Origin of the sequence: Rhizobium brockwellii, from assembly GCF_000769405.2 — a bacterium.
GTDB lineage: Bacteria > Pseudomonadota > Alphaproteobacteria > Rhizobiales > Rhizobiaceae > Rhizobium > Rhizobium brockwellii.
The window spans coordinates 845,578-868,299 of record NZ_CP053439.1; the positions used below are offsets into that span (position 1 = coordinate 845,578).

27 protein-coding genes and 1 pseudogene are annotated in these 22,722 nt (G+C 58.9%); 15 read left to right on the forward strand and 13 right to left on the reverse strand.

Annotation, left to right across the window (positions count from 1 at the left end; all coding sequences use genetic code 11):
* Nucleotides 1-14: 14 nt before the first annotated feature.
* Entirely contained in the window at nucleotides 15-443 is a 429-nt protein-coding gene (locus RLCC275e_RS04290; protein ID WP_033182871.1) for a Rossmann-fold NAD(P)-binding domain-containing protein, read from the forward strand.
* Nucleotides 444-498: 55 nt separating this feature from the next.
* On the opposite strand, the gene RLCC275e_RS04295 is transcribed toward RLCC275e_RS04290, so the two are convergent.
* Nucleotides 499-798, reverse strand: a complete 300-nt coding sequence (locus RLCC275e_RS04295; RefSeq protein WP_245483449.1) for a hypothetical protein — start codon at nucleotides 796-798, stop codon at nucleotides 499-501.
* A gap of 71 nt (nucleotides 799-869) precedes the next feature.
* Complete coding sequence (locus tag RLCC275e_RS04300) at nucleotides 870-1,589, reverse strand: SOS response-associated peptidase (RefSeq protein ID WP_033182873.1); 720 nt, start codon at nucleotides 1,587-1,589, stop codon at nucleotides 870-872.
* 202 nt (nucleotides 1,590-1,791) lie between these two features.
* Here RLCC275e_RS04300 and RLCC275e_RS04305 point away from each other — a divergent pair, with 202 nt between their 5' ends.
* Nucleotides 1,792-1,977, forward strand: coding sequence for a hypothetical protein (locus RLCC275e_RS04305; RefSeq protein ID WP_033182874.1), 186 nt, complete (start codon nucleotides 1,792-1,794; stop codon nucleotides 1,975-1,977).
* Nucleotides 1,978-2,590: 613 nt separating this feature from the next.
* Here RLCC275e_RS04305 and RLCC275e_RS04310 read toward each other — a convergent pair.
* From RLCC275e_RS04310 to RLCC275e_RS04345, 8 genes are all read right to left on the reverse strand, one after another.
* On the reverse strand, nucleotides 2,591-2,791 hold the full coding sequence (locus RLCC275e_RS04310) for a hypothetical protein (RefSeq protein ID WP_003557519.1): 201 nt from the start codon (nucleotides 2,789-2,791) through the stop codon (nucleotides 2,591-2,593).
* A 336-nt stretch (nucleotides 2,792-3,127) separates the two neighbouring features.
* Entirely contained in the window at nucleotides 3,128-3,310 is a 183-nt protein-coding gene (locus RLCC275e_RS04315; protein ID WP_003557521.1) for a DUF3606 domain-containing protein, read from the reverse strand.
* Nucleotides 3,311-3,551: 241 nt separating this feature from the next.
* Nucleotides 3,552-3,788 carry a hypothetical protein gene (locus RLCC275e_RS04320; protein ID WP_003557523.1) on the reverse strand — a complete coding sequence of 79 codons (237 nt, stop codon included), beginning with the start codon at nucleotides 3,786-3,788 and terminating at the stop codon, nucleotides 3,552-3,554.
* 214 nt (nucleotides 3,789-4,002) lie between these two features.
* Nucleotides 4,003-4,446: a pyridoxamine 5'-phosphate oxidase family protein gene (locus tag RLCC275e_RS04325; protein ID WP_003557525.1), complete on the reverse strand. Its 444-nt coding sequence runs from the start codon at nucleotides 4,444-4,446 to the stop codon at nucleotides 4,003-4,005.
* A gap of 85 nt (nucleotides 4,447-4,531) precedes the next feature.
* Complete coding sequence (locus tag RLCC275e_RS04330; protein WP_165418910.1) at nucleotides 4,532-4,678, reverse strand: hypothetical protein; 147 nt, start codon at nucleotides 4,676-4,678, stop codon at nucleotides 4,532-4,534.
* Nucleotides 4,679-4,749: 71 nt separating this feature from the next.
* Complete coding sequence (locus RLCC275e_RS04335) at nucleotides 4,750-5,112, reverse strand: hypothetical protein (RefSeq protein WP_033182875.1); 363 nt, start codon at nucleotides 5,110-5,112, stop codon at nucleotides 4,750-4,752.
* 70 nt (nucleotides 5,113-5,182) lie between these two features.
* Complete coding sequence (locus RLCC275e_RS04340; RefSeq protein WP_003557531.1) at nucleotides 5,183-5,446, reverse strand: DUF1488 family protein; 264 nt, start codon at nucleotides 5,444-5,446, stop codon at nucleotides 5,183-5,185.
* A gap of 144 nt (nucleotides 5,447-5,590) precedes the next feature.
* Entirely contained in the window at nucleotides 5,591-5,893 is a 303-nt protein-coding gene (locus tag RLCC275e_RS04345) for a hypothetical protein (RefSeq protein WP_018449489.1), read from the reverse strand.
* A gap of 190 nt (nucleotides 5,894-6,083) precedes the next feature.
* Here RLCC275e_RS04345 and RLCC275e_RS04350 point away from each other — a divergent pair, with 190 nt between their 5' ends.
* Both RLCC275e_RS04350 and RLCC275e_RS04355 read left to right on the forward strand, forming a co-directional pair.
* Entirely contained in the window at nucleotides 6,084-6,488 is a 405-nt protein-coding gene (locus tag RLCC275e_RS04350) for a hypothetical protein (protein WP_033182876.1), read from the forward strand.
* A 72-nt stretch (nucleotides 6,489-6,560) separates the two neighbouring features.
* Nucleotides 6,561-6,935, forward strand: a complete 375-nt coding sequence (locus RLCC275e_RS04355) for a hypothetical protein (protein WP_033182877.1) — start codon at nucleotides 6,561-6,563, stop codon at nucleotides 6,933-6,935.
* Between the two features lie 141 nt (nucleotides 6,936-7,076).
* Here RLCC275e_RS04355 and RLCC275e_RS04360 read toward each other — a convergent pair whose 3' ends face one another.
* A complete protein-coding gene (locus RLCC275e_RS04360) occupies nucleotides 7,077-8,582 on the reverse strand; it encodes a DegQ family serine endoprotease (protein WP_033182878.1) in 1,506 nt (501 codons plus the stop codon).
* Nucleotides 8,583-9,133: 551 nt separating this feature from the next.
* Here RLCC275e_RS04360 and RLCC275e_RS04365 point away from each other — a divergent pair.
* Complete coding sequence (locus tag RLCC275e_RS04365) at nucleotides 9,134-10,171, forward strand: LacI family DNA-binding transcriptional regulator (RefSeq protein ID WP_033182879.1); 1,038 nt, start codon at nucleotides 9,134-9,136, stop codon at nucleotides 10,169-10,171.
* Nucleotides 10,172-10,326: 155 nt separating this feature from the next.
* Here the strand turns inward: RLCC275e_RS04365 and RLCC275e_RS04370 are convergent, their stop codons facing one another.
* Nucleotides 10,327-11,256: a LysR family transcriptional regulator gene (locus tag RLCC275e_RS04370; protein WP_033182880.1), complete on the reverse strand. Its 930-nt coding sequence runs from the start codon at nucleotides 11,254-11,256 to the stop codon at nucleotides 10,327-10,329.
* 111 nt (nucleotides 11,257-11,367) lie between these two features.
* Between RLCC275e_RS04370 and RLCC275e_RS04375 the strand changes: the two genes are divergently transcribed.
* Nucleotides 11,368-11,967: an NADPH-dependent F420 reductase gene (locus tag RLCC275e_RS04375; RefSeq protein ID WP_033182881.1), complete on the forward strand. Its 600-nt coding sequence runs from the start codon at nucleotides 11,368-11,370 to the stop codon at nucleotides 11,965-11,967.
* Between the two features lie 96 nt (nucleotides 11,968-12,063).
* Nucleotides 12,064-12,984 (forward strand): LysR family transcriptional regulator, encoded by a 921-nt coding sequence (locus tag RLCC275e_RS04380; RefSeq protein ID WP_033182882.1) that lies wholly within the window; start codon nucleotides 12,064-12,066, stop codon nucleotides 12,982-12,984.
* An 8-nt stretch (nucleotides 12,985-12,992) separates the two neighbouring features.
* Here RLCC275e_RS04380 and RLCC275e_RS04385 read toward each other — a convergent pair whose 3' ends face one another.
* Entirely contained in the window at nucleotides 12,993-13,946 is a 954-nt protein-coding gene (locus tag RLCC275e_RS04385; RefSeq protein WP_033182883.1) for an NmrA/HSCARG family protein, read from the reverse strand.
* 257 nt (nucleotides 13,947-14,203) lie between these two features.
* Here RLCC275e_RS04385 and RLCC275e_RS34745 point away from each other — a divergent pair.
* The 8 genes and pseudogenes from RLCC275e_RS34745 to RLCC275e_RS04420 all read left to right on the forward strand — a co-directional run.
* Nucleotides 14,204-14,307 (forward strand): annotated as a pseudogene (locus tag RLCC275e_RS34745) (IS5/IS1182 family transposase); the annotation flags it as partial.
* Nucleotides 14,308-14,594: 287 nt separating this feature from the next.
* On the forward strand, nucleotides 14,595-15,851 hold the full coding sequence (locus RLCC275e_RS04390; protein WP_245483450.1) for a polysaccharide biosynthesis/export family protein: 1,257 nt from the start codon (nucleotides 14,595-14,597) through the stop codon (nucleotides 15,849-15,851).
* Nucleotides 15,852-15,961: 110 nt separating this feature from the next.
* Nucleotides 15,962-16,744, forward strand: coding sequence for a glycosyltransferase family 2 protein (locus RLCC275e_RS04395; RefSeq protein ID WP_033182886.1), 783 nt, complete (start codon nucleotides 15,962-15,964; stop codon nucleotides 16,742-16,744).
* Nucleotides 16,745-16,770: 26 nt separating this feature from the next.
* The gene (locus RLCC275e_RS04400) at nucleotides 16,771-17,931 is read left to right on the forward strand and encodes a glycosyltransferase family 4 protein (protein ID WP_033182887.1); all 1,161 of its coding nucleotides are present in this window, start codon (nucleotides 16,771-16,773) and stop codon (nucleotides 17,929-17,931) included.
* Nucleotides 17,918-20,017 carry a putative glycosyltransferase family protein gene (locus tag RLCC275e_RS04405; RefSeq protein ID WP_033182888.1) on the forward strand — a complete coding sequence of 700 codons (2,100 nt, stop codon included), beginning with the start codon at nucleotides 17,918-17,920 and terminating at the stop codon, nucleotides 20,015-20,017. Before RLCC275e_RS04400 ends, RLCC275e_RS04405 begins: the two co-directional genes overlap by 14 nt.
* Nucleotides 20,014-20,901: a DUF6492 family protein gene (locus RLCC275e_RS04410; RefSeq protein WP_033182889.1), complete on the forward strand. Its 888-nt coding sequence runs from the start codon at nucleotides 20,014-20,016 to the stop codon at nucleotides 20,899-20,901. Before RLCC275e_RS04405 ends, RLCC275e_RS04410 begins: the two co-directional genes overlap by 4 nt.
* Nucleotides 20,898-21,728 carry a membrane protein gene (locus tag RLCC275e_RS04415; RefSeq protein WP_033182890.1) on the forward strand — a complete coding sequence of 277 codons (831 nt, stop codon included), beginning with the start codon at nucleotides 20,898-20,900 and terminating at the stop codon, nucleotides 21,726-21,728. Before RLCC275e_RS04410 ends, RLCC275e_RS04415 begins: the two co-directional genes overlap by 4 nt.
* Nucleotides 21,721-22,722 carry a glycosyltransferase family 2 protein gene (locus RLCC275e_RS04420; protein WP_033182891.1) on the forward strand — a complete coding sequence of 334 codons (1,002 nt, stop codon included), beginning with the start codon at nucleotides 21,721-21,723 and terminating at the stop codon, nucleotides 22,720-22,722. The genes RLCC275e_RS04415 and RLCC275e_RS04420 overlap by 8 nt, the downstream gene beginning before the upstream one ends.

Sequence of the window (22,722 nt, forward strand, 5' to 3'; positions counted from 1 at the left end):
GAGCACCGATAGAGATGACATCGAATGACGATATCCTGCGCGCGCTCGGGCGCGTCGAGGGCAGGCTGGCAGGCATCGAGGACAACGTCGCGCTTCTGCGCAACGAGGTCAGCGACGAAAAGGCCAACGCCCATGACTTCAGTGCCGTGATCCACAAGCGGCTCGACGAGCAGGCCAGGCAGATCGCCCGTCTCGATACCAGGGTGGCAATCAGCGGCGGCGCGGATGCGTTAATCCGCGAGGAATTCAGAACCCTCAAGGAGACCGTCGAGAAGAACCAGGAGGCGGTCGCGCCGGCGCTTGAAGAGTGGAAACGCATGAAGACGATCGGCTACGGGATATCGGGGCTCATCGCCTTCGCTGGCCTGACGATCGGCGGCACCATTGCCTATGCGAGCGATGGCGCGGTGGCGGCGATTCGGCATTGGTTGAAGATCAATTGATGGGTGGCCGGTGCGTCTGTGTCTTGTCCACCGGCGCTGCTGCTTACCGATGTCCTCAAGAGACCATCCTTTGTTTTCCCGACTTGATGTTTTCGTAGACCATCTCCAGGCGTCGCGAGGCGATGTAAGCCGTTTCCTCGAATCCGGCCACCGGCCAATCCAGCCGTGGGCCTCCATCCGCCATCACGATCCAGAACCACCTGTCGGTCAAGCCGGGCTCATGGATCTGAAAGATCCTTCCTATCTGCTGGTCGCCATTGAAGGCCACGAAATCGTCGCCTGGTTTCCCTTTCCATGCGTGCCGCCATTTATATTTCAGTTTACGATGGCTGACGGCCTCCCACATTTTCCACATATGTCGCATTCCCCGCGTGATGGGGCCTTTCTGACCGCGACTGCTTTGAGTTGGCTCCGCCCGAGCCGGGTTTATATCAGTGTCGGCTCCGGATCGGGATCGATCGGATCGATGATGTCGGGACGATCGTTCCGCGAATTTCCGACATCTTTGCCGATCGGCCACATGGTCATCAACTCGGCCGGGAACGGCTTCATCAGGTCATTCGGATCGGGCTCCGGCGATAACCAGCGCTCATAATCTTCGCGGTGCAGGATGACCGGCATCCGGTCATGGATCGTCGCCATCATTGAATTTGGCGCACAGGTCACGATCGCGAAGTTTCGAATCTCGACGCCGCTAGCATCGCTCCATATTTCCCAGATGCCGGCAAGCGCGAAGGGTGATCCATCAGCCATGGCGATCGCATAGGGCTGCTTGTTCTTGCCCGAGCCGAAGATGTCCTTCCACTCAAAGAAGCCGTTGATCGGCACCAGGCATCGCCGCGATCTGTATGCCGATCGAAACAGGCCGTTGGTAGCGATGCCCTCGCAACGCGCGTTGCTCGGTGGTGGTCGGCCGCCCGGCTTGGCCCATGATGGCATCAGGCCCCAGCGGGCCGACGCAAAGACCGGGCCCATGATATCCGGCTCGCGGACCATGTCGCGAATGATGATTGGATAATCCAGCGTCGGCGCGCCGTTGTAGCGCGGAAATCGGTTCCCGAGCGCATCGATCGCGCCTCGCTCCGCAAAGGCGAAATTGCGCACCAGCTCCTCAAGCGAGGTCTTGATATAGACGCGGCCGCACATCCAGAACTCCACTCCGCATATTAGGTGTTCTGATTATGTTCTGGGTATCCGAGGCGAGTCAAGGCCGGTCGCCACAACCGGCATGCTGGCCGAGCAAGCCTTTATTGTTCTGAGCGGAAATGCACGCGAAGCAAATTAAATTTAGAATTCACTAGCGAACAAATCGGCGGCCTGCTGGTTTTCCTCTCAGGAGGAAACAGACATGAAGACCACGAGCAATCGTCAAGTTCGCATTCCCGGTCCGCGAGAGCACGATGTTGCCGAACATTGCCGCAAGTTTGGGATCGGCCCGGCGGAGGAGAAGAAGCTGAAGAAACTTCTCGGGTCGCGGGCGCCGCTCCATGAAATCCAGGCCAATGCTCCGCCGCGCCAACCAAGATGGCGTTAGGTGGAGAGGGGGCACGTCGCAAGTGATCACTACACGCCACATTACGGCAATGATTCAAAGATTGAGCGGAACAGAGAGGCGCCGTGAACGCTCGCGAAAGAGGTGCTTTTGCCGGATTTTGAAATGATCGATCTTGTTTAAAACGCGGGCCGAATGTTCGGCTTGCCCCACTTGGACCTGCTGAAAGCCCTGCTCCGGCGGGGTTTTTCATTGGCGTTGTGATGTGCCTGTCGGTTTTCGCCGGGCGGGAGCTTCTCGGTGTGACGGTCGCAATGTGCCCGGGCAGGTTGTCGATGATCCCCAGGTGGATTTTGCGGGGTCGCGGTGCCGTATCTCTGCCGGGAACTTCCGTCAATATCAGGGGTTTTGCCGGCGGATCGCGCGGCAGGTCTTGTCTCCTGTACCCCACTGCTACCCCTGCAGTTGCTGCGCGATCCACTGATGCAAGGCGTCTCACGGAAGGGCCTGATCCCGGCTCTTGGCAGCAGGCGAAGCCATTTTGTCGGCCGTCACCTAGTCTGTTCGAAGTTCCTCTGCAAAGACGCAGCGACCCGCGCCGAGCTCAGCCCCCGCGATGGCTCAAGAAGGCACAGCCGCGCGCCCGCAAAACGGATCAATGCCGCGGTTGCCGCGACAGCATGAGGATGTAGTCATCGGCGATATCGGCAACCACCATGGCGGCTTCCGCGGCCGTGTATCCCCTGCCGATGGCGTCGCTGACGATTTTCATCACAGCCGGTTCAAGCGCTTCCCGGCAGTCGGACAGGCTTTCGACATGCGGGCATTTTGGACGAAATTCCAAGACGTTGCTCATGGCATACCCTCCATTCGATCTAGCTCGGGCCCAATGAAGGCAAGCCGGCCTCTCCAGGGAAAGGCGGGCACGGTTCCGGTGAGCTGCTTCACGAACCAGAAGTGTTATCGTGACGCTACGATGGCATAGGAGCTGACGTATTCAAGTGCATGCTGATATTAAGGTAAGCCAGTAGGGTTAATTCGTCCGCCGATGTTGCATCGTGGCATCGCTAGCAGGATGCAAAGCCAGCCACGGCTAATGCATCTCGCCCAAAACCGTACAGCGGTTTTGGGACAACGACATGCATCAAATAAAGACTTTAGGATTTGAACGCCTGCGAGGCTATTTTCTGCCCTAGACGCTGATACGCCGGCCCGCCTTGTCCGCCTCTTTGCGATTGGCGCCGTGCTTTTCGATGATGTCCTTGGCATCCTCGTTGGAAATGCGGTGTTTCTTGGCGAAATAGATGACGTCGTAGGGCGCGTCAGCCACCGCCGCTTTGGCGGGCTGGGCCTTTTTGGTTGTTTCGTTGGTCATGATTTTTCCTTTCAAGGCAATGTTGCGCCGGACATCGGGTCATGTCGCAGCGCTTCAGCACTGGAACAGGATGATTTAGGCCGGACCGGCCTAAAATCTGAATCCTGTTCTAAACTCTATAATTAGAGCATGGTGTCGTCCGAAAACCGCTCCCACTTTTCGGCATCATGCTCAATTGGCTCCCGACCGAGGATCGGCGCTCTCAAGCCGGCATCGGTCGAAGAATTGGCTTCGTGCTGTTTTATCGATGCGCTCGGGCCGTCTTGTGTTTTTCCCAGATCTGCGTCGCCTGCGCTGCGATGCCGGTCTTGTGGAAGCGCAGCAGGTGAAGTCCTTCGTTCCGTCGTTTTTCGTCGAAAGCGCTGTTTTCGTAGTCGGAGCCTTCGATAATCTTCTCGCTTTCGAGAACGGTCTTCAATTCCTGTACGTAGTGCCCGGTGATGTTGAAAAGGGCTTCATTTTCAGGTGCGTCTGGCATCGTTTTCCCTATGAGTGGTCGCGTGGCATTGAACGCAATACTGCAGTTCAGCTGGCCACGTTGGTAGGATGCATCAAGCAATCCGCGCCCCTATGGGAAGGCTGGTATCGGACAGCGTTTAGCTGGAGGTATCTTGTCTGGAGTTCCATATATCATGCAGCAGCGCCGCCTTGCGAATCAAGGATAAAGGCACAGCCAGCCTGAAGGCTGCATATTAAACCACTTGCCTCCCCGATACCATCTCAATCGAGATACCGAAGAATATGGAGGGAGCAGGGCCGTCTTCGCTCTCCGAGTTTAAGGCAAGCGATCCGGGTTCCCACCAAAACGGTTGCTTCTGCAGGAGCGACCAGGCGTGGAGGCGTTCGTCATGCCGGGCCGGCGTATCGGTCAGCTCATCATAGGTGCCCTGAACAAGCACGCTCTTCCACGTTCGGTTTTCGCCGAATTCTTCAACCTGAACACAGGCCGGTGAATGGGCCCGCAACAGATCAATCTTCAGGCCCGGCATGGAAAATATGAAAAGCCGGTCTTTTTCATAGGCATACTGGATGGGAACGATATAGGGATATTTTTCGCCGAGGCATGCTAGGTGGCCACGGGTGTGGCCTGCCAGAAAGGCGAGGCAGTCTTGTTCATCCATTTCTCGCAGTTGCATCGCATTATCCAATTCCGTCAGCGTTTCAAACCTTCGTTTGACAGGCAGCAAAGTGTCTTGGCCCGCATCAACAATCTTGTCGCGCTTACCAGAAGACATCCTTGAAGATGATATAAACGATAAAGGCCAGACAGATTGCTGGTGTCGATTTCACCAGGAAGTTGATGTATCGGAACCTGCCGATATGCTGGGCCAGGCGTTTCCACGAATGGATGGTTACCGTGGAAGACATGATGCCCTCCTTTGGTTGGGGCCAGGTAACTCTGATTACCCGGGGAAGCAGCGCCCGTTCACAAGCTGCCACTACACCAGATATGGGCGCCAAACATCTGCGCTACAAGGCGTGGCGGATTGCCGGTCCGGCAGAGAGATCCCGCTGCTGTGCACGATCGCAAAGGGCGGCGCGGAGGTGCCAGGATTGCTGGGCACGTCCACACACAATTGCCCTTCTACCTCAACCATCGCTTCGATCAGTTTCAGCCGGTCGAGCTTCCGCCGCTGATCGTCGTAGAGCCTGCTGAGCAGCGCATAGGCCGATCCGGAGGGTCTGCCTTTGCGCAATAGTTTCTTGATCACCATTTCCTGATCGGCAACGCGATGCGCCGCCTTCACGATATGGCGACGCGCCAGCTTCAGGTCTTTCGGACGGTATCGTGTGGAAACCATATGCTTTGCTTCCCTTGTCTCATTCGGCAGTAGCAGGATGGTGGCCGGTTCATTCGGCGCTTCCCCGCGACTAGCGAAAATCCGCAGCCGTGAGCGTGAAGTTGTTTCCGCGTCGATGCTGATAGGCTCTCGATGCGGCCTCCTGAATGGCAGAGCGCGCCGCATCGAAGGCATTGAGATAGGCGGCCTCGGTGGAGTTCTGGGTGATCGCGCTGCCAAGCGCTGCCTCTTCGACCAGAAACCGGACTTCGAACATGCCGTCATAGCCGGTGAAGCGGACACCTTTTCGCGCTTCATCGAAGCTGCGGCTTCTGTTGGGAAAGATAAGTGCCATTGCGGTTATCCTTGGAAGTGGGCGGGAGCCGCTGTGCGGACTTCGGACCCGGCGATGATTGTCGATGCACGGCTGGCCGGAACGGGCATCTTGATGCCAATGTTTGGCATTCAGCCTGCCGCCAAACCCGACCGTCGGCAGATCTTAATGGATCGTCTGCACGATGACCCGATCATCAAGCAAAGCCTGCGATGTCTTGATCAAGCGCACCGTACCAGTGATGATCTCGTCGGAATAGACCGGATCCGCACGCGAAATTTCGTCCGTCATATCGCGGAGGACTTTGTTTATCTCAAGCAGAGGCGGCACAAGGTCCAGCAATCCGTCGGCGGCCAGCCCGTGAGCCAGGCCTGCTATCACCTCTCTGAGGTGATCTATGAGCGCACGCCTTTCCGAAACCGCCAGTGCCGACGGCTTTGTGAGGGTCGCTTCACCGTTGAACTGCATGATGCGTATCCTCCTCTCTCTAAAATGGGTTCCGCCCCGCCGTTATCAATGGCTACCGCCGAATGAGGTTGCGGTCAGATGGCAAAGAGCGCAAGCTGCGCCATCGGCGGGCACGATACGGGCACCGCTGCTTGGGGCGCGACAGTAAATCTGGCGCCAGTGAACCCTAGCCCCAACGAAGGAGGACGCCATGTCTTCCACATCAGATCAGTTTTTCGATATCGACAATTTGAGAATGCTGGATCGTATTCTGCGAAAGGTCGGCTTTCGCGGCGGCGAAATCCACGCGGCCGATGAGGGTGAGATCACCGCCACAAGTTTCCTCATTCACTGTTTCCAAATGGGGATCGTCGATGAGGCCGCGTTAAAATCGGCGCTGAAAATGTATCTCGCGACTCAGTTGAGTTCCGGCCCGCTTCCGCAGGCGACGGAGGACGGCTCCTTTGCCCGATGGCAGGATGACGGCGGCGCCCCGGTGAAAGCCTATCGGATCGCGCGGTACACGGCGTCCGGGCGTGCGGACGTATCGCTGCGGCCGCCAGCTTACCGTTTTCCCAAAACCAGGCTGCCTGAACGATTGTCCGAGGTCCCGTGAACAGGACTGCTGAGATGTCGCCGACGCCCCCGGATCGATCGTCCCGATAACATGACGAACAAGGAAGAAGACATGTCCGCGATCCATGCCAATCGAAAGGACAGGGCCGGGAAAAGCAAAATCATCGCCTTCTTGCGGAAAATCGCAATCTTAAGCCCGACTGCAGACGATCTGATAACGCAGGCTCGTCAAGCGCGGTCATCGTCAGCGGAGGAGGGGATCGATAGCGCCGATAGCCAAGCCTATGGTCTGGCGCGTCCACACAAAGGTCCATTCGATAACGCGACGGCATTCAGCGCTTCCACCTACGACCACGATCTCCCGACGCGGCAGCAATTGGAGGCCGCGCAACGCAGCCACTCCGATGCGGTAAAACAGCAAGAGGCAAACCACCAAAAGGGCAAATCCCGCCTGCGCGCAAAGACAACGAAGCTGAAATCTCCCTGAGCAGGAAATAGAGGAGCAGACGGCGCCCTATAGATTTCTTGCAGACCGAGCGGTGCTTTGCTCCAAGGCCTTTCCGCCAGGTCTGTCGAAAAGCCCGCGTCATGCAGGCTTTCCTGTTTGCAGCAACAGCTCGGGCGACCGTCAGGCCGCCCCAAACGGCACGGCGACAAAGGTCTTGTTGCCATCGCGTTCGACGAGCAGCAGCACCGACTTGCGGCCGGCCTTGCCGGCGTCTGTAATCGCGGTCTTGACGTCGCGGGCGTTATGAACAGGTCTGTCATTCACCGAGACGATGACATCGCCGGACTGGATACCGGCGGCAGCCGCTGACTTGTCCGGGGCGACCTTGGCGACCACCGCACCGTTGATCGAGCGCGGCAGGTTGAGCTGCTGGCGCACATCGGGCGTCAGATCGGCAAGGCCGATGCCGAGGCTCGGCTGCCCGGTGCTCTGATCTTGAGCGTCGGGGCTTTCGGCCGCGGCCTGCTTCTGGCCTTCCTCATTGGTGCCGACGGTGACGTTGATATCGATCGTCTTGCCGTCGCGCCAGATGCTGAGGGACTTTTTGGCGCCCGGCGAAAGGTCCGCCACCAGGCGCGACAGGTCCTTCGGCGTCTTGACGCTCTCGCCGCCGACTGACGTGACGATATCGCCGGGCTTCAGGCCGGCATGGGCGGCCGGCGTATCGGCGGTGACGGCGGCAACCAGCGCGCCGCCGGTCTTGTCGAGGCCGACGGCATCGGCGACATCCTTAGTGACCGGCTGGATCTGCACGCCGAGATAGCCGTGATCGATCGAGCCGTCCTTCTGCAGCTTGGCGACGATCGCCTTGGCCTCGTCGGAGGGAATGGCGAAACCGACACCGACGCTGCCACCATTCGGCGAATAGATGGCGGTGTTGATGCCGACGACATTGCCGCTGCGGTCGACCAGCGGACCGCCGGAATTGCCATGGTTGATCGGCGCGTCGATCTGGATGAAATCGTCATAGGGCCCGCTGTGCAGGTCGCGGCCGCGCGCCGAGACGATGCCTGCCGTCACCGTGGTGCCGATGCCGAAAGGGTTGCCGATCGCCAGAATCTGGTCGCCGAGCTTCAGCCTGTCGGAATCGCCCCAGCCAATGGTCTGCAGCGGCTTGCCCGCCTCTATCTTCAGCACGGCGACATCGGATTTCGGATCGGTGCCGATCAGCTTGGCCGGCAGTTCCGTGCCGTCATCCAGCGTCACTTTGATATCGACGGCATTGTCGATGACATGGTTGTTGGTGACGATCACCCCGTCGGGGCTGATGATGAAGCCGGAGCCGAGCGCCATCGCCTGCTGCGAAGGCCGGTTTTTCGGCGCCTGGCGCGGCAGCGGGATGCCCTGATCCTCGAAGAACTGGCGGAATTGCTCGTCCATCGGCGATTCCTGCTGGTCGGCGCTGACATCGGTCGCCTTCATCGTCGTGGTGATGGTGACGACGGCAGGCTTGTCGGCATCGACGATGGAAGCGAAGGAGCCGCTGGGGGCGAGAACGCCTCCGGCATCCGAAGGTGCGGCAACGGCGCTGGAGGTGTTGATGGTGAAGGGCAGGCATGCCGCGCCGGCGATGATGGCGGCCCCGACAAGCGCTGCGGTGCGATGGTTGCGGAGAATGTGTGACATGGTGGTGATCCCTTGGGCGGGGGTCTCTTGCGAGAGCGTTGGCTTTTGATGGCGTCGTGGTTCCATGTCTTGGGACCTGGCGTCGGATGGCATTGAGCGCCAATTCCTCTTGGGAACGCGCAGTCGTCAGCGGCGGCGACCGGCGGAAGAGAAGAATTGGCGCTCGGGATTCATATGATCCCACCGAAGGGATTTACAAATTAAAGTTTGATCATGTTTATATTGCCGATTTGTAAGATATGATCGGAATCTAATCTTCGCTCACGCAGCGTTTGAGCTTCTCAAAAAATCCGGCCTGACTTTGCCTCGCTCCGCCGCTGCCGCGATGTTTTCATTCGAAAATAGATGGACTCATTCCCGCAGGCGGTGATCCGATCGCCGCATGCGTCCGTAATTTGCCGGCAGACGATCCTGCTGCTGTTTCTGGAAGTTATATTCCGGGATCCTGTTGCGAATATAAAATGTTAGTAGACTCTAAATTATTTCTTCTTCAGAAAGTGAAGGCCGCGAATCGAGGGCAAGCGAGATTCGCGGACGACGTATAAGGGGCGATGAGGGCAGCAGTGGAGCGGGGGCGGAAGGCCAGGCGCGGCGCGCATGTGAAGTTGAGCGATGTGGCGAAGAAGGTGGGGGTCAGCCCCATCACGATTTCGCGCGCGCTTCGCAATCCTGAAATCGTCTCGGAGGATCTGCGCCAGACCATCCTGCGCACGGTAGACGAGATGGGGTACACCCCCAATCTTGCCGCCCGGGCGCTGGCCGGTCGCCATAACGGCATCATCGGCGTCATCACGCCCGCTTTGCACCAGCACGGCTTCGCCGGCCTGATGATCGGCATCGAGGATTGCTTGCGCGCCACCGAATTCCGCGTGCAATATTCCAATACGCTCCACCATGCCGACGGCGAGGCCGGCGAACTCAGATCCTTCCTGACGCAGAAGCCGGCCGGCGTCATCATCGCCGGTGCCGAATCCTATGGTGATCTTCTGCCGCTGATCGAGAACGCCACCTGTCCGATCGCCCATATCACCGATCTCAGCCAGGAGCCGGCAAGGCTGGTCGTCGGCCTGGATCATCATGCGGCAGGCGCCGAACCCACCCGCTTCCTGCTGTCGAGGGGCTATGAGAGGATCGGCTTCATCGGCCGCGGCACGGATATTCGCTCGCGTCGCCGGAAGGAAGGCTATGAGGCCGCGATGCGGGAGGCCGGCCGTTTCGATCCCGATCTCGCCATTGGCGGAGATGAGGGAAGCAGCACCGGCCTCGGCAGGGAATTGTTTGCCCGCCTGTTGCAGCGCGTGCCGGATATCGATGCCGTCTTTGCCCAAAGCGACGATCTGGCGCTCGGCGTGCTCATCGAATGCGCCGTGCGCGGCATCCGCGTGCCGGAGGATGTCGGCATCTGCGGCTTCAACAATCTGGAATTTTCAGCCTTCACCCAGCCGACGCTGACGACGGTGCAGATTGCACGCTACGATATCGGCCACCGCGTCGCCGACATGCTGCTGCGCGCCATCCGCGACGAGCCGCCCGGCGAAGACAAGGTCGATTGCGGCTTCACCATCATCCCGCGCGGCTCGACGCGCTAGAGCGGTTCAGCTTTTCATGGAAACGCAGAACCGCTCTAAGTTTTTGTTTTTACGCAATTCCGTACGGAAAACCGCTTCACACTTTTCCTGGAATTGCTTTGGCGCGGCTTGACGCGGCAATCTGGTACGATCTGCCAGCTTTGTGTCTGCCGATATCAGCCCAGTGTTCCTGCAAATCGTTCCGGCCATCGCTCACGGTGAAAAACCTCCGTCAGGAAGTCGATGAACACCCTTGTCTTGGAGGGCAGCAGGGTACGGTTTGCATAATAGATCGAAATCGGGCCTGCATCGGCATACCATGCCGGGATCAATTGGATCAGCTCGCCGCTCTCCAGATAACCAAGAGCATCCGCCTTGGCGATCATCGCGGCACCAAGGCCGAGCAGCGCGGCGGATCGCATTGCCGCGGGATCGTTGACGACGATCGTCTCTTTCAAGGCCGCAGGCTGCTCATCTCCAGCAAGATTGCGCATCTGCCGCTGGTGAATTCGACCCGTCCGCATCGAGCGCATGACGATACCGTCGAGTTCGCGCAGGCCGGACGGATCATGAGGCGGAACCCGATCGCCCATATATCCCGGTGATGCCACGGGGATAATATGAGCGGGCGCCAATGGCCTGGCGATGATGCCGGGCGTCAATTCGAACCCTCCGCCGATCGCCGCATCATACCCCTCGGCGATCAGATCGACCTGTCTGTTTTCGAACATCCATTCCGGCCGGATCATCGGATATCGCTGCATGAACTGCGGCAATAGCGGAAGGATGTAGCCGATGCCGAGTGTCGGGCTCATGCTGAGTTTCAGCACGCCGGATGGTTCGGACTGTTCGTTCGATGCCTCCGAGATCGCTCCCTGAAGGCTGTCCAGATGGTCACAGATTGAAAGCAGAAAGCGCTCGCCTGCTTCCGTGAGCGTCAGACTTCGGGTGCTTCGTTGAAACAGCCTGAGCTTCAGGTTGCCTTCAAGGGCTGCGACATTGCGGCTGACCGCCGCCGGCGTCAGGCCGAGCCGCCGTGCCGCCGAGGAGAAGCTGCCAAGCTCGGCGCTGCGCACGAAGGATTCCAGGTTTGCGAGCGTCTCCATACCATGACTTTCAATGAATGCTTGAAATTGATAACAGGCAATTCCGTCTAATCACAAGGGAATAACGAGGCGATATTCGCTCCATCGAAACCAAACAATGGAGTTATCGCAATGACCATCGGTATCATTGGCGCCGGCAAGATCGGCTCCGCCTTCGCCCGAGCCCTTGCCCGCAACGGCATCGCTGCCACGATCTCAAACAGTCGCGGCCCTGACACATTGCAGGAACTGACCGAGGAGCTGTCGCCGCACATTACGGCGGGGACGATCGAAGAGGCGGCGAAAGCCGACCTCGTCCTTGTCGCCGTTCCTTGGTCAAAGCTTCCCAAGGCATTGGCAGGTCTTCCCGATTGGGCGGGTCGCATCCTCATCGACGCCAACAACCCCATCGAAGGACCGCTGTTCAAACCGGCCGAGCTGAATGGCCGCTTGTCGACGGAAGTCTTCGCGAGCCTGGTGCCCGGCGCTCGCGTCGTGAAGGCATTCAACCATCTTCTGGCGCATCTGGTTTCAGCCGATCCCCGCGCCGAGGGCGGCAGCCGCGTGCTCTTCTATTCCGGCGACGATGCCCAATCGAAGGCCGAGGTGGGCGCGCTGATCTCCAGACTGGGCTTTGCCGGCATCGATCTCGGGCCGATTTCGATTGGCGGCAAGCTCGCGCAATTCCCCGGCGGGCCGTTGCCTGTCCTCAACCTCGTCAAATTCGGATGAACAGCGATCGGCCGGATCAATCCGGCCGATCGCTCAAACTAGGCACAGCCCAGATTATTCCCTATACCGAGGGAATGATGATCACTGTGCTGAAAAATGGATAGTACGGGGCTGTCTCTCGACAGAATGCGCACCTTTGTCCGCGTCGCCGAACGCGGCAACCTGTCGATGGTCGCAAGAGAGCTGGGTGTCGGTCAATCCACCGTGACGCGGCACCTTAATGAGCTTGAAGAGGCTGTCGGCGTACCGCTTCTCAGCCGAACCACGCGACGCGTCACCCTGACCGACGAGGGCAGCCGCTATTATGCGAACTGCCTGCAGATATTGCGCCTGGTCGAGCAGGCTGCTGAAGAAGCGCGAGATGCCCGTCAGGCTCCCGCCGGCGCTGTTCGGCTTTCTTGTACGGCAGCGCTCGGCGTGATGCACATCACACGCCTGATCTTTGATTTCCAGGACAAACATCCGGATATCCGGGTCGACCTCAACCTGACGGACGAGCGGATCGACCTGGTTCGCGAAGGCGTCGACGTCGCACTCCGGCTCGGGCCTCTCGCCGACAGCGCGATGAAACTTCATGCTCTCGGAGAGAGCCATCGGCTGCTGGTGGGCGCACCGACCTATTTGTCCGTCCACGGACGGCCCGAGCGCCCAGCCGATCTGTCACGCTACGAAACCGTCGTAATGTCCAATGTGGCAGGCAGCGATCAGCTCGTTCTTTCCTCTCCCGATGGCACAAGCCTGATGATCCCCGTCAGTGGGAAGTTGCGCGTCGATCACGGGCTTGCGGCGCGCGAAGCCTTTGCCGCCGGACGCGGCATTGGCCCCGCACACCTCTGGTTGGTCCACGATCTTCTGGATACCGGTCAGCTCGAGGTGGTGCTTGGCGACTATCGTCCCTTACCGGTTCCGGTGAGCTTGCTGATCGTTCCAGAGCGTGCAGCCATTGCTCGCGTTCGGCTTCTCGTCGACTTTCTTGTCACTGAGGTTTCCAAATTGCCGGGAATCCGGCCAACGTAAGTCTTTGTTCAAAGTCCGAAAGACCGTTTATCGCCACGCCACCCCGTCGTTCGCAGATATTGCTCCCAGTTGAGCGTGTCGGGGTTCAGGCGACGGCTCCATTCAAGATCGTGCTCCTTGCCGAAATAGCCATAGTCGACAGCATATTCGACCATCCCCAGGATCTCTCGAACGAGAAGCTCGTTGGCGGCAAACTCTGGAAAATAGTGCAGCAGGCCATCCCGGGTGAAAGCGTTTCGATACGCGGCCTTGAGCCCGGTCACACGCTGAAAGGTTTCGATCATCTCGCTCGGAGAAATGATGTCGCCAACGATCGGCAGCGTTTTGCCGTTGTAATGCTCGGGATTTGAGAAAATCTCGAGGACGGCCGGCCCGGTCGCCGTCAGCGGATCGACAAAAGGCGCTCGGAAATCTTCGGGAAGATAGACCGGCAAGAGGAGCGTATCGCCCTCCATGCGCGGCACATAATATTCGAGAAGATTCGTGTAAAAAAATGCCAGCATGATGAAGGAATGAGAGATCGGCAGGCCGCGAATGTGGTCTGCAACGCGCGCTTTGTCGGTAAAGTGCGGCGCATACTTCTTGCCCCTGGTGATCTTGTCGACATTCTCCAGCGTGCTGAAAACAATATGCCCGACGCCGGCCTCAACGGCGGCATCCGCCAGTTGTAGGCCGATAGGGGTCTCGATGGTTTCCGGCGGAGCGATCGGCGGCGTCATTAGAAATGCGCCATCCGCGCCTTTGAAGGCGGCAACGAGATCCCTTTGACGGCCAAGTTCGAGAGGGACGGCGACGATTTCAGCGCCGCGTTCCTCCAGACGCAAAGCTTCAGGCGAATCCTTTTTCCGGGTGAAAGCGCGCACCCGGAAACGTTGGCTCTCAAGCAGTGTCGTGGCAACGCTGCGCCCCTGTTTGCTCGTTGCACCGGCAATCGCGATCAGTGGTTTTTCATGTGCAGACATAGAGCTTTGAACCTTTCCCTGTCATTGACGCCGACTGCGGTGCCGGGCGTCATTTTGCGGGAGAGCGGTCGGCCTGTGCCGAGAGCCCATCTCGATGGCGGGCACGCTATCGCAACAGGCTCTTTGGCTGTAGATATCTGAAATACATAACATAATGCCATTTTGTGGATAAATGGCTTCCCAGCCAGGCCCGGATACAAGTCGGTTCGCCATCTATCGCGACGGCGCAAGTGTCGTTCTCGAAGCCATTTCTCAAATGCTGGCGTTGGCTCAGACATCTCTTCGCCGATGGCGGCTCTGGTGGACCAAAGCTGAGAGCTGCATTGCAAAGATCGCAAAGTTCACCCTGCAGATCGTCAAATAAACCGATAAGGCCAAGGGTTTCGAAGTGCTTCCCAGTCGCCGCAAGATATTACTTTTATTGAATTCTTTTCAATGCAGAATCTTGGCCTGCCTGGCGGATATATTAATCCTTCTTAAGTACTATTGAATATGGTTAATATTATGTTAACCTTAAAAATATCCTGGAGCGCTTAGTACGTTTTCAAGGCGGAAATTCGAAACATGAAGCTTTCGCAGATAATATCGCCTGCTATGCCTGAATATAGGTTGAGAAGCTGTTCTCGCCTAAATCAAACAATACTGTGCATGGTATTTGCCGCAATTGTTCCATTGACGCCAGCAGCGGAAGAGTTACCTGCGCCCACAGGAGAGGTCTCGGTTCCGACATCTGGTGAGACTTCGGCCCGGCAGCCTCAATTGTTGCGTGACGTACTTCGCTCAGGCGATAAATTGAATCTCGCATTTTACGAAAGCTTGGCCTCCGTAGAAGATCGCTGGACGGGTTCACAGGGCTCGGTTCCCTGGAACTTTTACCAGCGCCCCGAACTGACTGGCGAATACGTCGTTGAAGCGGACGGAACGATTTCGCTTCCGCTTTTGGGACGCTTCCCGGTTCGAGGGCTTCCTCCGGCGGATGTGGAGGCGATAATTCTGCCTTCGTACGAAAGTTTGGTCGGCAGAAAGGGGTTCGTGACTATCGTCAAGATTGAGCACCAGCCTGTTTATATTACCGGCCCGGTTCGTAATCCTGGCTCCTTTCGATATGTTGACGGCATGACTGTTCTGCATGCCGTTGCGCAAGCGGGTGGCATGGCGGCGAAGAGTATTGAGCCATGGCAGAGCGTGGAAATTACACGCCAGATCGAGCGGTTGAAGGCTGAGTTGGCCGATCTGAAGCGGCTTGCGTCGCGAACCGAGGTGCTCAGGGCGAAGCGCGATTCCGTGCAAATTGCCAGCATTGGTACACCTATTCTTGGTCCCGATCCCGATGCCCAACGGTTGCTGGATGATGAGACATGGCAGCGCCAATTGGTAACGACGAGCAAGGATGCGCAGAGCAGTGCTTACGCACAATCTGTTGTCAATGCTCAGGCCGATCTCGATCTGCGTCAGGCACGCGTCGGCAATTATGATGCCACGATTCGGGTCCGTCAGGATAGGCTGGCAAGTATCGAGAAGTTGGCCAAAAACAAACTCGTCACCAGCATTGAGTTGACCCGGGCACAAAGCGAACTGACCGAGTCGGAAGATCGAAAGCAGCAAGCCGTCATCGATGTCGAGAGCGCAAAGCAACGGTTGGCGGCAGCAAAACAGGACGTTGAGCGCGATCGTATCGAACGCAAGATCGAGATCGAAAAGTCGGCAGCGGATGCCGAAAAAGGCCTATCCACTGCGTTGAAGACGACCGAGAGCGATCTTGAAATCTTCCGGTCGATGGTATCGTCGAATGATAGCGCCGGTGTTGAATTTGAAATCGTTCGGCCTGGACCGAATGGTGTCATCGTCGAACCTGCGACCGAAGAAACGGTCTTACAGCCTGGCGATCTGATCAAAGTACATTGAGACTTAGCCACATACTCTTCCAGGAGAGTCTAATCCTCCTCTCGGCCAAACAGCTCAGGGGCATCGTCGATTTGCGATTTGTCACGCGGTCCAAACGCCAAGGAGAGCTTATGTCTGCAATCGAAGCTTTAGAATCCTCGCATGCCTCGCCTTCCTCGATGCCGGTTAAAGGTCCGATGTTCAATTTGCCAAGGACCTCACTCGTCATTCCAACCTTGAACGAAGCGGAAAACATCAAGCTGCTCTTGCCCCGCATACCGACCTGGGTGCATGAAATCATCATCGTCGATGGGCGATCGACAGACGGAACGCCGGATATAGCGCGAAGCATGCGCGATGATGTCAAGATCGTACTTCAGCCCAAGAAGGGCAAAGGCATCGCATTGCGGACGGGCTTCGAAGCCGCATCTGGTGATATGATCGTGATGCTTGATGCTGACGGGTCGATGGATCCCTACGAAATCATCCTGTTCGTCGCAGCTCTTGTTGCAGGTGCGGATTTCGTCAAGGGTTCGCGCTTTATGCAGGGTGGCGGCACCAGCGACATGACAGTCATCCGCCGTTTCGGCAATCTGGGCCTGACCCTCCTGGTCCGGATGCTCTATGGCAGCTCTTTTAGCGATCTGTGCTACGGCTACATGGGCTTTTGGAGACGGCATGTTCCCTTGCTGCGTGCCGATTGCGACGGCTTCGAAATTGAGACGCTGATCAATTTGCGAGCCCTGAAGAACAAGCTCAAAATCATGGAAGTCGCGAGCTTTGAATCGGAGCGTATCTACGGCGTCAGCAATCTGCGTGCCCTCCCGGACGGCTGGCGCGTGCTGAAGACGATCTTCCGAGAACGCGTCAGTACGCCGACGGGCGTCCAAGTCCTCGAGCAGGGCATTTCCTGAAATCTGGATTTAACTGGCGAGGCCGCATGATGCGCATTTTGATGCTCAGCGCGAGATACCTGCCTTTTGCCGGAGGAACGGAAACCCATGTAAGCGAGGTCGCAATCCGGCTCGTGCGCAAGGGGCATACGGTGACGGTATTGACCGGCAATCCCGACGGCCTTCTTCCGGCAGCGGAAACCCGAGACGGCGTGCAGATTGTCAGGCTGAAGACGTTTCCCCGTGGGCGGGATTGGTGCTTCGCCCCCGGCGTCTTCAGGGCGGTCGCCGAAGGTGATTGGGACCTGATGCACGTTCAAGGCTACCACACATTCCTGGCACCGCTGGGAATGGCCGCCGCATCGCACAATGAGCTTCCTTTCGTGGTCACCTTTCACAGCGGTGGCCATTCGTCACGATTTCGGTCCTCGATCCGGCGCTTTCAACATAGAATGCTTGCGCCTCTGGCTGCCAGGGCAGCGCAACTCATTGGCGTGTCGCGATTCGAAGCGGATCTATTCAGCCAGAATATGGCAATCGCGAGAGACCGGTTCATCGTTATCCCAAATGGCGCGCGCCTGCCGGAAACGTCAGGGTGGCGACCGGCTTCACCTCCCGACAGGCCGCTGATTGTCTCGCTCGGCAGGCTGGAGCGCTATAAAGGTCATCATCGCGCGCTTGCTGCATTTAGTGTGCTGGCAACAAAATTCCCCGATATGCGCCTTCGGATCCTAGGAGAGGGGCCCTATGAGGCGAAGCTGCGTCAGCAGGTGGCCGAACTCGGGCTCGGCAACCGTGTCGAGATCGGGGCAATTCCGCCGACCGACCGGTCCGCAATGGCCGATCTTTTGTCTTCGGCCGCTCTTGTCGTGCTCCTCAGCGATTATGAAGCTCATCCCGTGGCGGTTATGGAGGCGCTTTCGGTCAAGGCTCCCGTACTGACCACCGACACATCCGGCTTTCGGGAGCTGGCTGAGGAGGGCCTCGTGCGATCCGTTCCGCTCAACGCTTCGCCAGACTTCACCGCGCGTGAAATGCTCGCCGCCATGAACGCGGGGCCGATCTCGATCGAGACGAGGTTGCCGGACTGGGACGATTGCACGGACCGGCTGTTGATGGTGTACAGACGCGTCCTTTCGCATCCGCAGCCTGCACTGCGAACCGGTCCAGCACTGCTTGGAGATTTGAAGCACGATGACCGTTGTTAAGGGGCGGGCTTCTCCGGGCCAGCAGAAGGCCTACCAGGACGGAGCTTATCGTCATGACTATACAGGAAGGGTTTCCATTCCACGCGTCGATCTGTGGATCGCCGCATTTCTGGGCCTGCGCAGGCAGGACAGCGCGGTCGGGGGTGTTGCCGATCCTTCGTCGCTGGGGATGTCGCCGGTCTTTGCCTTCCTGTGCAGCTGCGCCCTTGTTATGGCCGCTCTTGCTGCAAATGCCAGTCGGCTGGGAGAGAGCTGGGCGGTTCCCACGTTCTATTGCGCCATCGCCGCGATCTTTCTCCCCGCGGCGGCGCGGATCGTCCATCCGGGAGCCAGCCGCCTGGAGCGCCTGGCGCTCATAGTGATCGTGACCTCAGCCTTCTTCGTGGTCCGAGTCATCCGCGCACCCGTCGCCTTCATAGACCATGACGAATTCCTGCACTGGGCGACGGTGAACGACATTCTGGGGGCGGGGCGACTGTTCCTGCCCAATCCCCTTCTGCCGGTCAGCCCCCTCTATCCCGGGCTAGAGCTCATAACGGCCGCCTTGGTCAACCTGTCTGGACTGTCCGTCTTCGCGGCAGGGCTCATCGTGTTGGCGGCGGCACGGATAATGCTGATGCTCGCGCTATTCCTGCTCTTTGAGAAGATCACGGATTCGGCACGGATCGCCTCCATCGCCTGCCTGATCTACATGGGCTCGTCGACGTTTTTGCTGTTCGATGTGCATTACTCCTATGAAAGCCTGGCGATCCCCATGCTTGCGGCGGTGCTGTTGGCTTCGGAAAGCCGACGCGTGGAGCTGGGTGGCACGGCAGGCTGGCCAATGGTCGTCGCCACCATGCTCCTGATTGTGGCGCTCGCGGTTACTCATCATCTCACGTCCTATTTTTGCACGGCCCTTTTGTGCGGCACGGCGGTGATGGAATGCCTGAAGCAGGGCGCGTCCGCTCAGCAGAGGCGGCAGGCGATCCTGCTGGCCTCGATCGCCGTGATTGCTCCGGTCGCCTGGTCGAAGATCGTCGGGAACCCCACCGGCGGCTACATCCTTCCCGTACTGGAAGGTGGCATAGACGAGGTAGCGCAACTCGTATCGAGTTCGACCACGACGCGTAAGCTTTTCGTGTCGGACACGGGAGTCTTGGCGCCTGCATGGCAACGTAACCTGACGATGGCGGGTGTCGCGCTGATCTGCCTGGGCCTTCTCACCGGCTTTCTCCGCTCGCTCGTTTTCAATGGGCAGCACCGGAATGCGAGCATCCTCTGGCCGCCGACCAGATGGCGCCTATGGCGGTCAAGCCTTCTGCAGATCCTCGTTTTGGTGACGCTGGCCTATCCCGTCAGTATCATCTTCCGCCTGACGCGCAGTGGGTGGGAGATCGGCAACCGCATCGGCTCGCTATCCTTCCTCGGCGTCGCAATCGTCGTCGCGGTGGCCGTCGCGGCGTTCTGGCACGGCACGTCGCGTGGCTGGCTGCGCGCAACGGCGCTTGCCGCCGCCGCAACGACCGTGCTGATTGCTGGCGTCATCAGCTCCGAGGGACCACGCATCCTGGTTCCGGCCGGCTATGAAGTGTCGGCCGACTCGTCGTCGATAGAACCGATGGGGATCAGTGCCGCAAGGTGGACCAGCCAATGGCTGGGCGGCGACCAGCATTTCGCAGCCGACCGGATCAATCGCCTGCTCCTGTCCACCTACGGCCGGCAAAAGGTCTCGACCACGCTTGAGAGTGGGCAGGATACAAGCATGGCCATCACCGCAGCCGATCTCGGCCCGATGGAACGCAAGCTGCTGATCGACTCGGGCATCGGCTTCGTCATGGTCGACCTGCGCATGACCACCGGTCTGCCCGGCGTCGGCGTCTATTTCGACGGCGGCGCGCAGGACCGAAACCACATGGTCCCCCTCCAGGCGTCGTCGCTGCTCAAGTTCAATTCCGAGCGCGATGTCGACCGCACCTTCGACAACGGCTTCATGGTCATTTTCGACGTCGGGCGGCTCGGCAAAGCACGGCAGCCCGTCGTCCCTCGTGGGCGGACCGGAGAGCCGGTGCAATCCTTGGGACGAACAGAGGGAGATTTACAATGATCGATAGCCGTATCGACGCTTTCATGTGCGTCCATTCGCGGGACATCGAATATTTGCTCGAAGCGTCCCTTCGTTCCTACCAGCAGCATTTCCCCGACAAGGGAAACCTAACCATGGTCACCGACAACCCGGGGGCTCTAAGAGCCTTCCTCGACGCGAAGGGTCTCGTGCCTGGCGCCGCTGTCACCGGCGACAACGACTGGCTTTCGGCCAGCGAACTGGAACTTCCCGGCTGGTTTCGGCAGCAGATCATCAAGCTGCGCGCCTTCGAATTCTGCCGGACCGAGCATTTCTGTAATCTCGGTGCGGATACACTGCTGCTGCGGCCCATCGAGACGACTGATCTGATCGACCGGCGCGAACCGGTTCTCTATTATTCCAGCCACAGGCTTCCCGATCTGCACTACCGTTTCGAGAAGCGGCGGTTGCACAATGTTGCAAAGATCCTCGGCGTCGAGCCGGCCCGGTCTATTCGCTACGTCGATTTCATCAACGATTTCTTCTGCTTCAAGCGCGAATGGCTCATCGCGCTGAATGACTACATCGCGTCGAAATACGGCTCAAAACCCTACGTCGAACTGCTCAAGGGTCTCAGCGCGTCAAAAGACCAGACACGGTTCGGGGAATGGACGCTCTATTCCGTCTTTCTGCTCGATGTGATGCACCAGTCGCCGACGATGCGCGAGGCGCGCGGGGCCTATCTGACGCAGATCCATAGCCACCTCGGCCTCACTCTGAGCCGGCTGGACAGCAAGATCGTTCATCTCGTCCAGAAATCCTTCGACCCGAACGTGATACGGCAGAAGCTCATGAAGGTGAATCCGGGCGCCGCTCAGATCATCGGCGCGACGGCATGGGCGGATGCAGGAGCTCGTCCCCGATGATGGCGCGGCGTGCCTTTCTGGGAATCGTTCCGCTGTGGGTTCTTGCCGCTGCGTTGGCCGTAACGTGGCTGCCCGAAACCTTTTCGACCTGGGAGAAGGCGGTCCGCCTGGCGCTCTGCGCGCCGCTGATACTGTATCTCCCGGGCCGCATGCTGGTGGACACCCTGCGCATAGAGGGCGATATGGTCACAAGGGGGACGCTCTCGGTGTTCCTGAGCTTCGCGGCCTGCATTTTTTTAGGGCTTCTGCTGCATGTCGTAGGCCATCTCGATGCGCGAGGCTGGGTCTACGCGCTGGGCCTGACGACAATCGCCATTCGGTGGCTGAATGTCGTTTTGCAGCTCGCAAGGCCGGTTCCTGCCATTCCCTGGGCTTGGCCCGACCGCCGTTTTGGGACCTTCGCAGTTTCCATAATCTTGGCAACGAGTTCCGTCCTTGTGGCGCGACCGTTCGCGCTTGAACGCAAGCCGTTTCATTTCACCGAGCTTTGGATGGTGCCCAAATGGAACTGGACGAACAATGTGGTAACGGTCGGCGTGCGCAATTCGGAAGACGCCAAGACTCTTTACAGTCTTGATCTTGTCCTGGGCGGCGCGTTGATCGGAAAGATGCCAACCTTCGAACTGGCACCTTCCTCTAGCCAAACCTTCGAATTCTCCGTGCCGACAAAAACACGCCCTCCCGCGCGGCTGGAAGCCTGGCTCTACAAGGGCGGTGACAGGGGAACGATCTACCGCAAGGTCTGGATGACAATCGACACACTCCAGTCCCCGGCACCCACCGGAGTAAGCCTTCAATTCGCTGATCCGGAGATGAAAAATGGATAATTTCCAGCACCCCGTGCCCGGCAAGCTCACGACGGCAATCGTCATCTGCTGCTATTCCGACAAGCGCTGGGACATTCTCAACAAAGCAATCGAGGCGGCAGCGCGCCAGCTCCCGGCCGCGGACGAGATCGTCGTCATCGTCGATCACAATCCGGCACTGGCGCTGCGTCTGCGCGCCAAGCGCTTCGAAACCCCGGTCAGGATCGTCGAGAACATTCATCCGCCCGGCCTCTCCGGTGCCCGCAACACCGGAATTTCTGTCAGCCGCGGCGAGGTCATCCTGTTTCTCGACGACGACGCCGTGTCGGATCGAGATGTGCTGGCGACCTTGGTGCGGCAACTCGAGGATCCCTCGGTTCTGGGCGCCGTGTCCGCTATCCGCCCGTTGTGGGAAACAGACCGTCCGTCCTGGTTTCCCGACGAATTCCTGTGGACCCTCGGCTGCACCTATCGCGGCCTTCATCCGGGGCCGGTGCGCAACCTCATCGGCGCGTCGATGTGCATCCGCCGCGACGTCTTCGATCATACGGGCGGCTTCGATTCCGGCTTGGGCCGAACGGCCCAGGCTTTGCCGCTCGGATGCGAGGAAACCGAACTCTGCATCCGAGCAACCAAGGCCTTGCCGCATGGCCGTTTCGTCTTCGAGCCATCGAGCGGCAGCGATCACGCCATACCCGCCGATCGCGCGACGTGGAAATATTTCCTTCATCGATGCTGGGCCGAAGGGCTTTCAAAGGCCAGCCTATCGTTGATGGCAGGCTCCGGCGAGGCGCTGGCGTCGGAAAAGACCTATGTGACGAGGACGTTGCCCCAAGGGGTTATGCGGGGATTGGCTGATATGTTGCTTGGCCAGCCGAGCGGCCTTCTTCGCGCCGTCGCGCTGGGCGCGGGCCTGGCGGCCACTGCGGCCGGCTTCGCTCTCGGCCGGACCCGCGCTGCCCTTACGCGACGGTTCGCGTCCGTTCCTGCTCGCGCTCTCGAACCGGTGGAATAG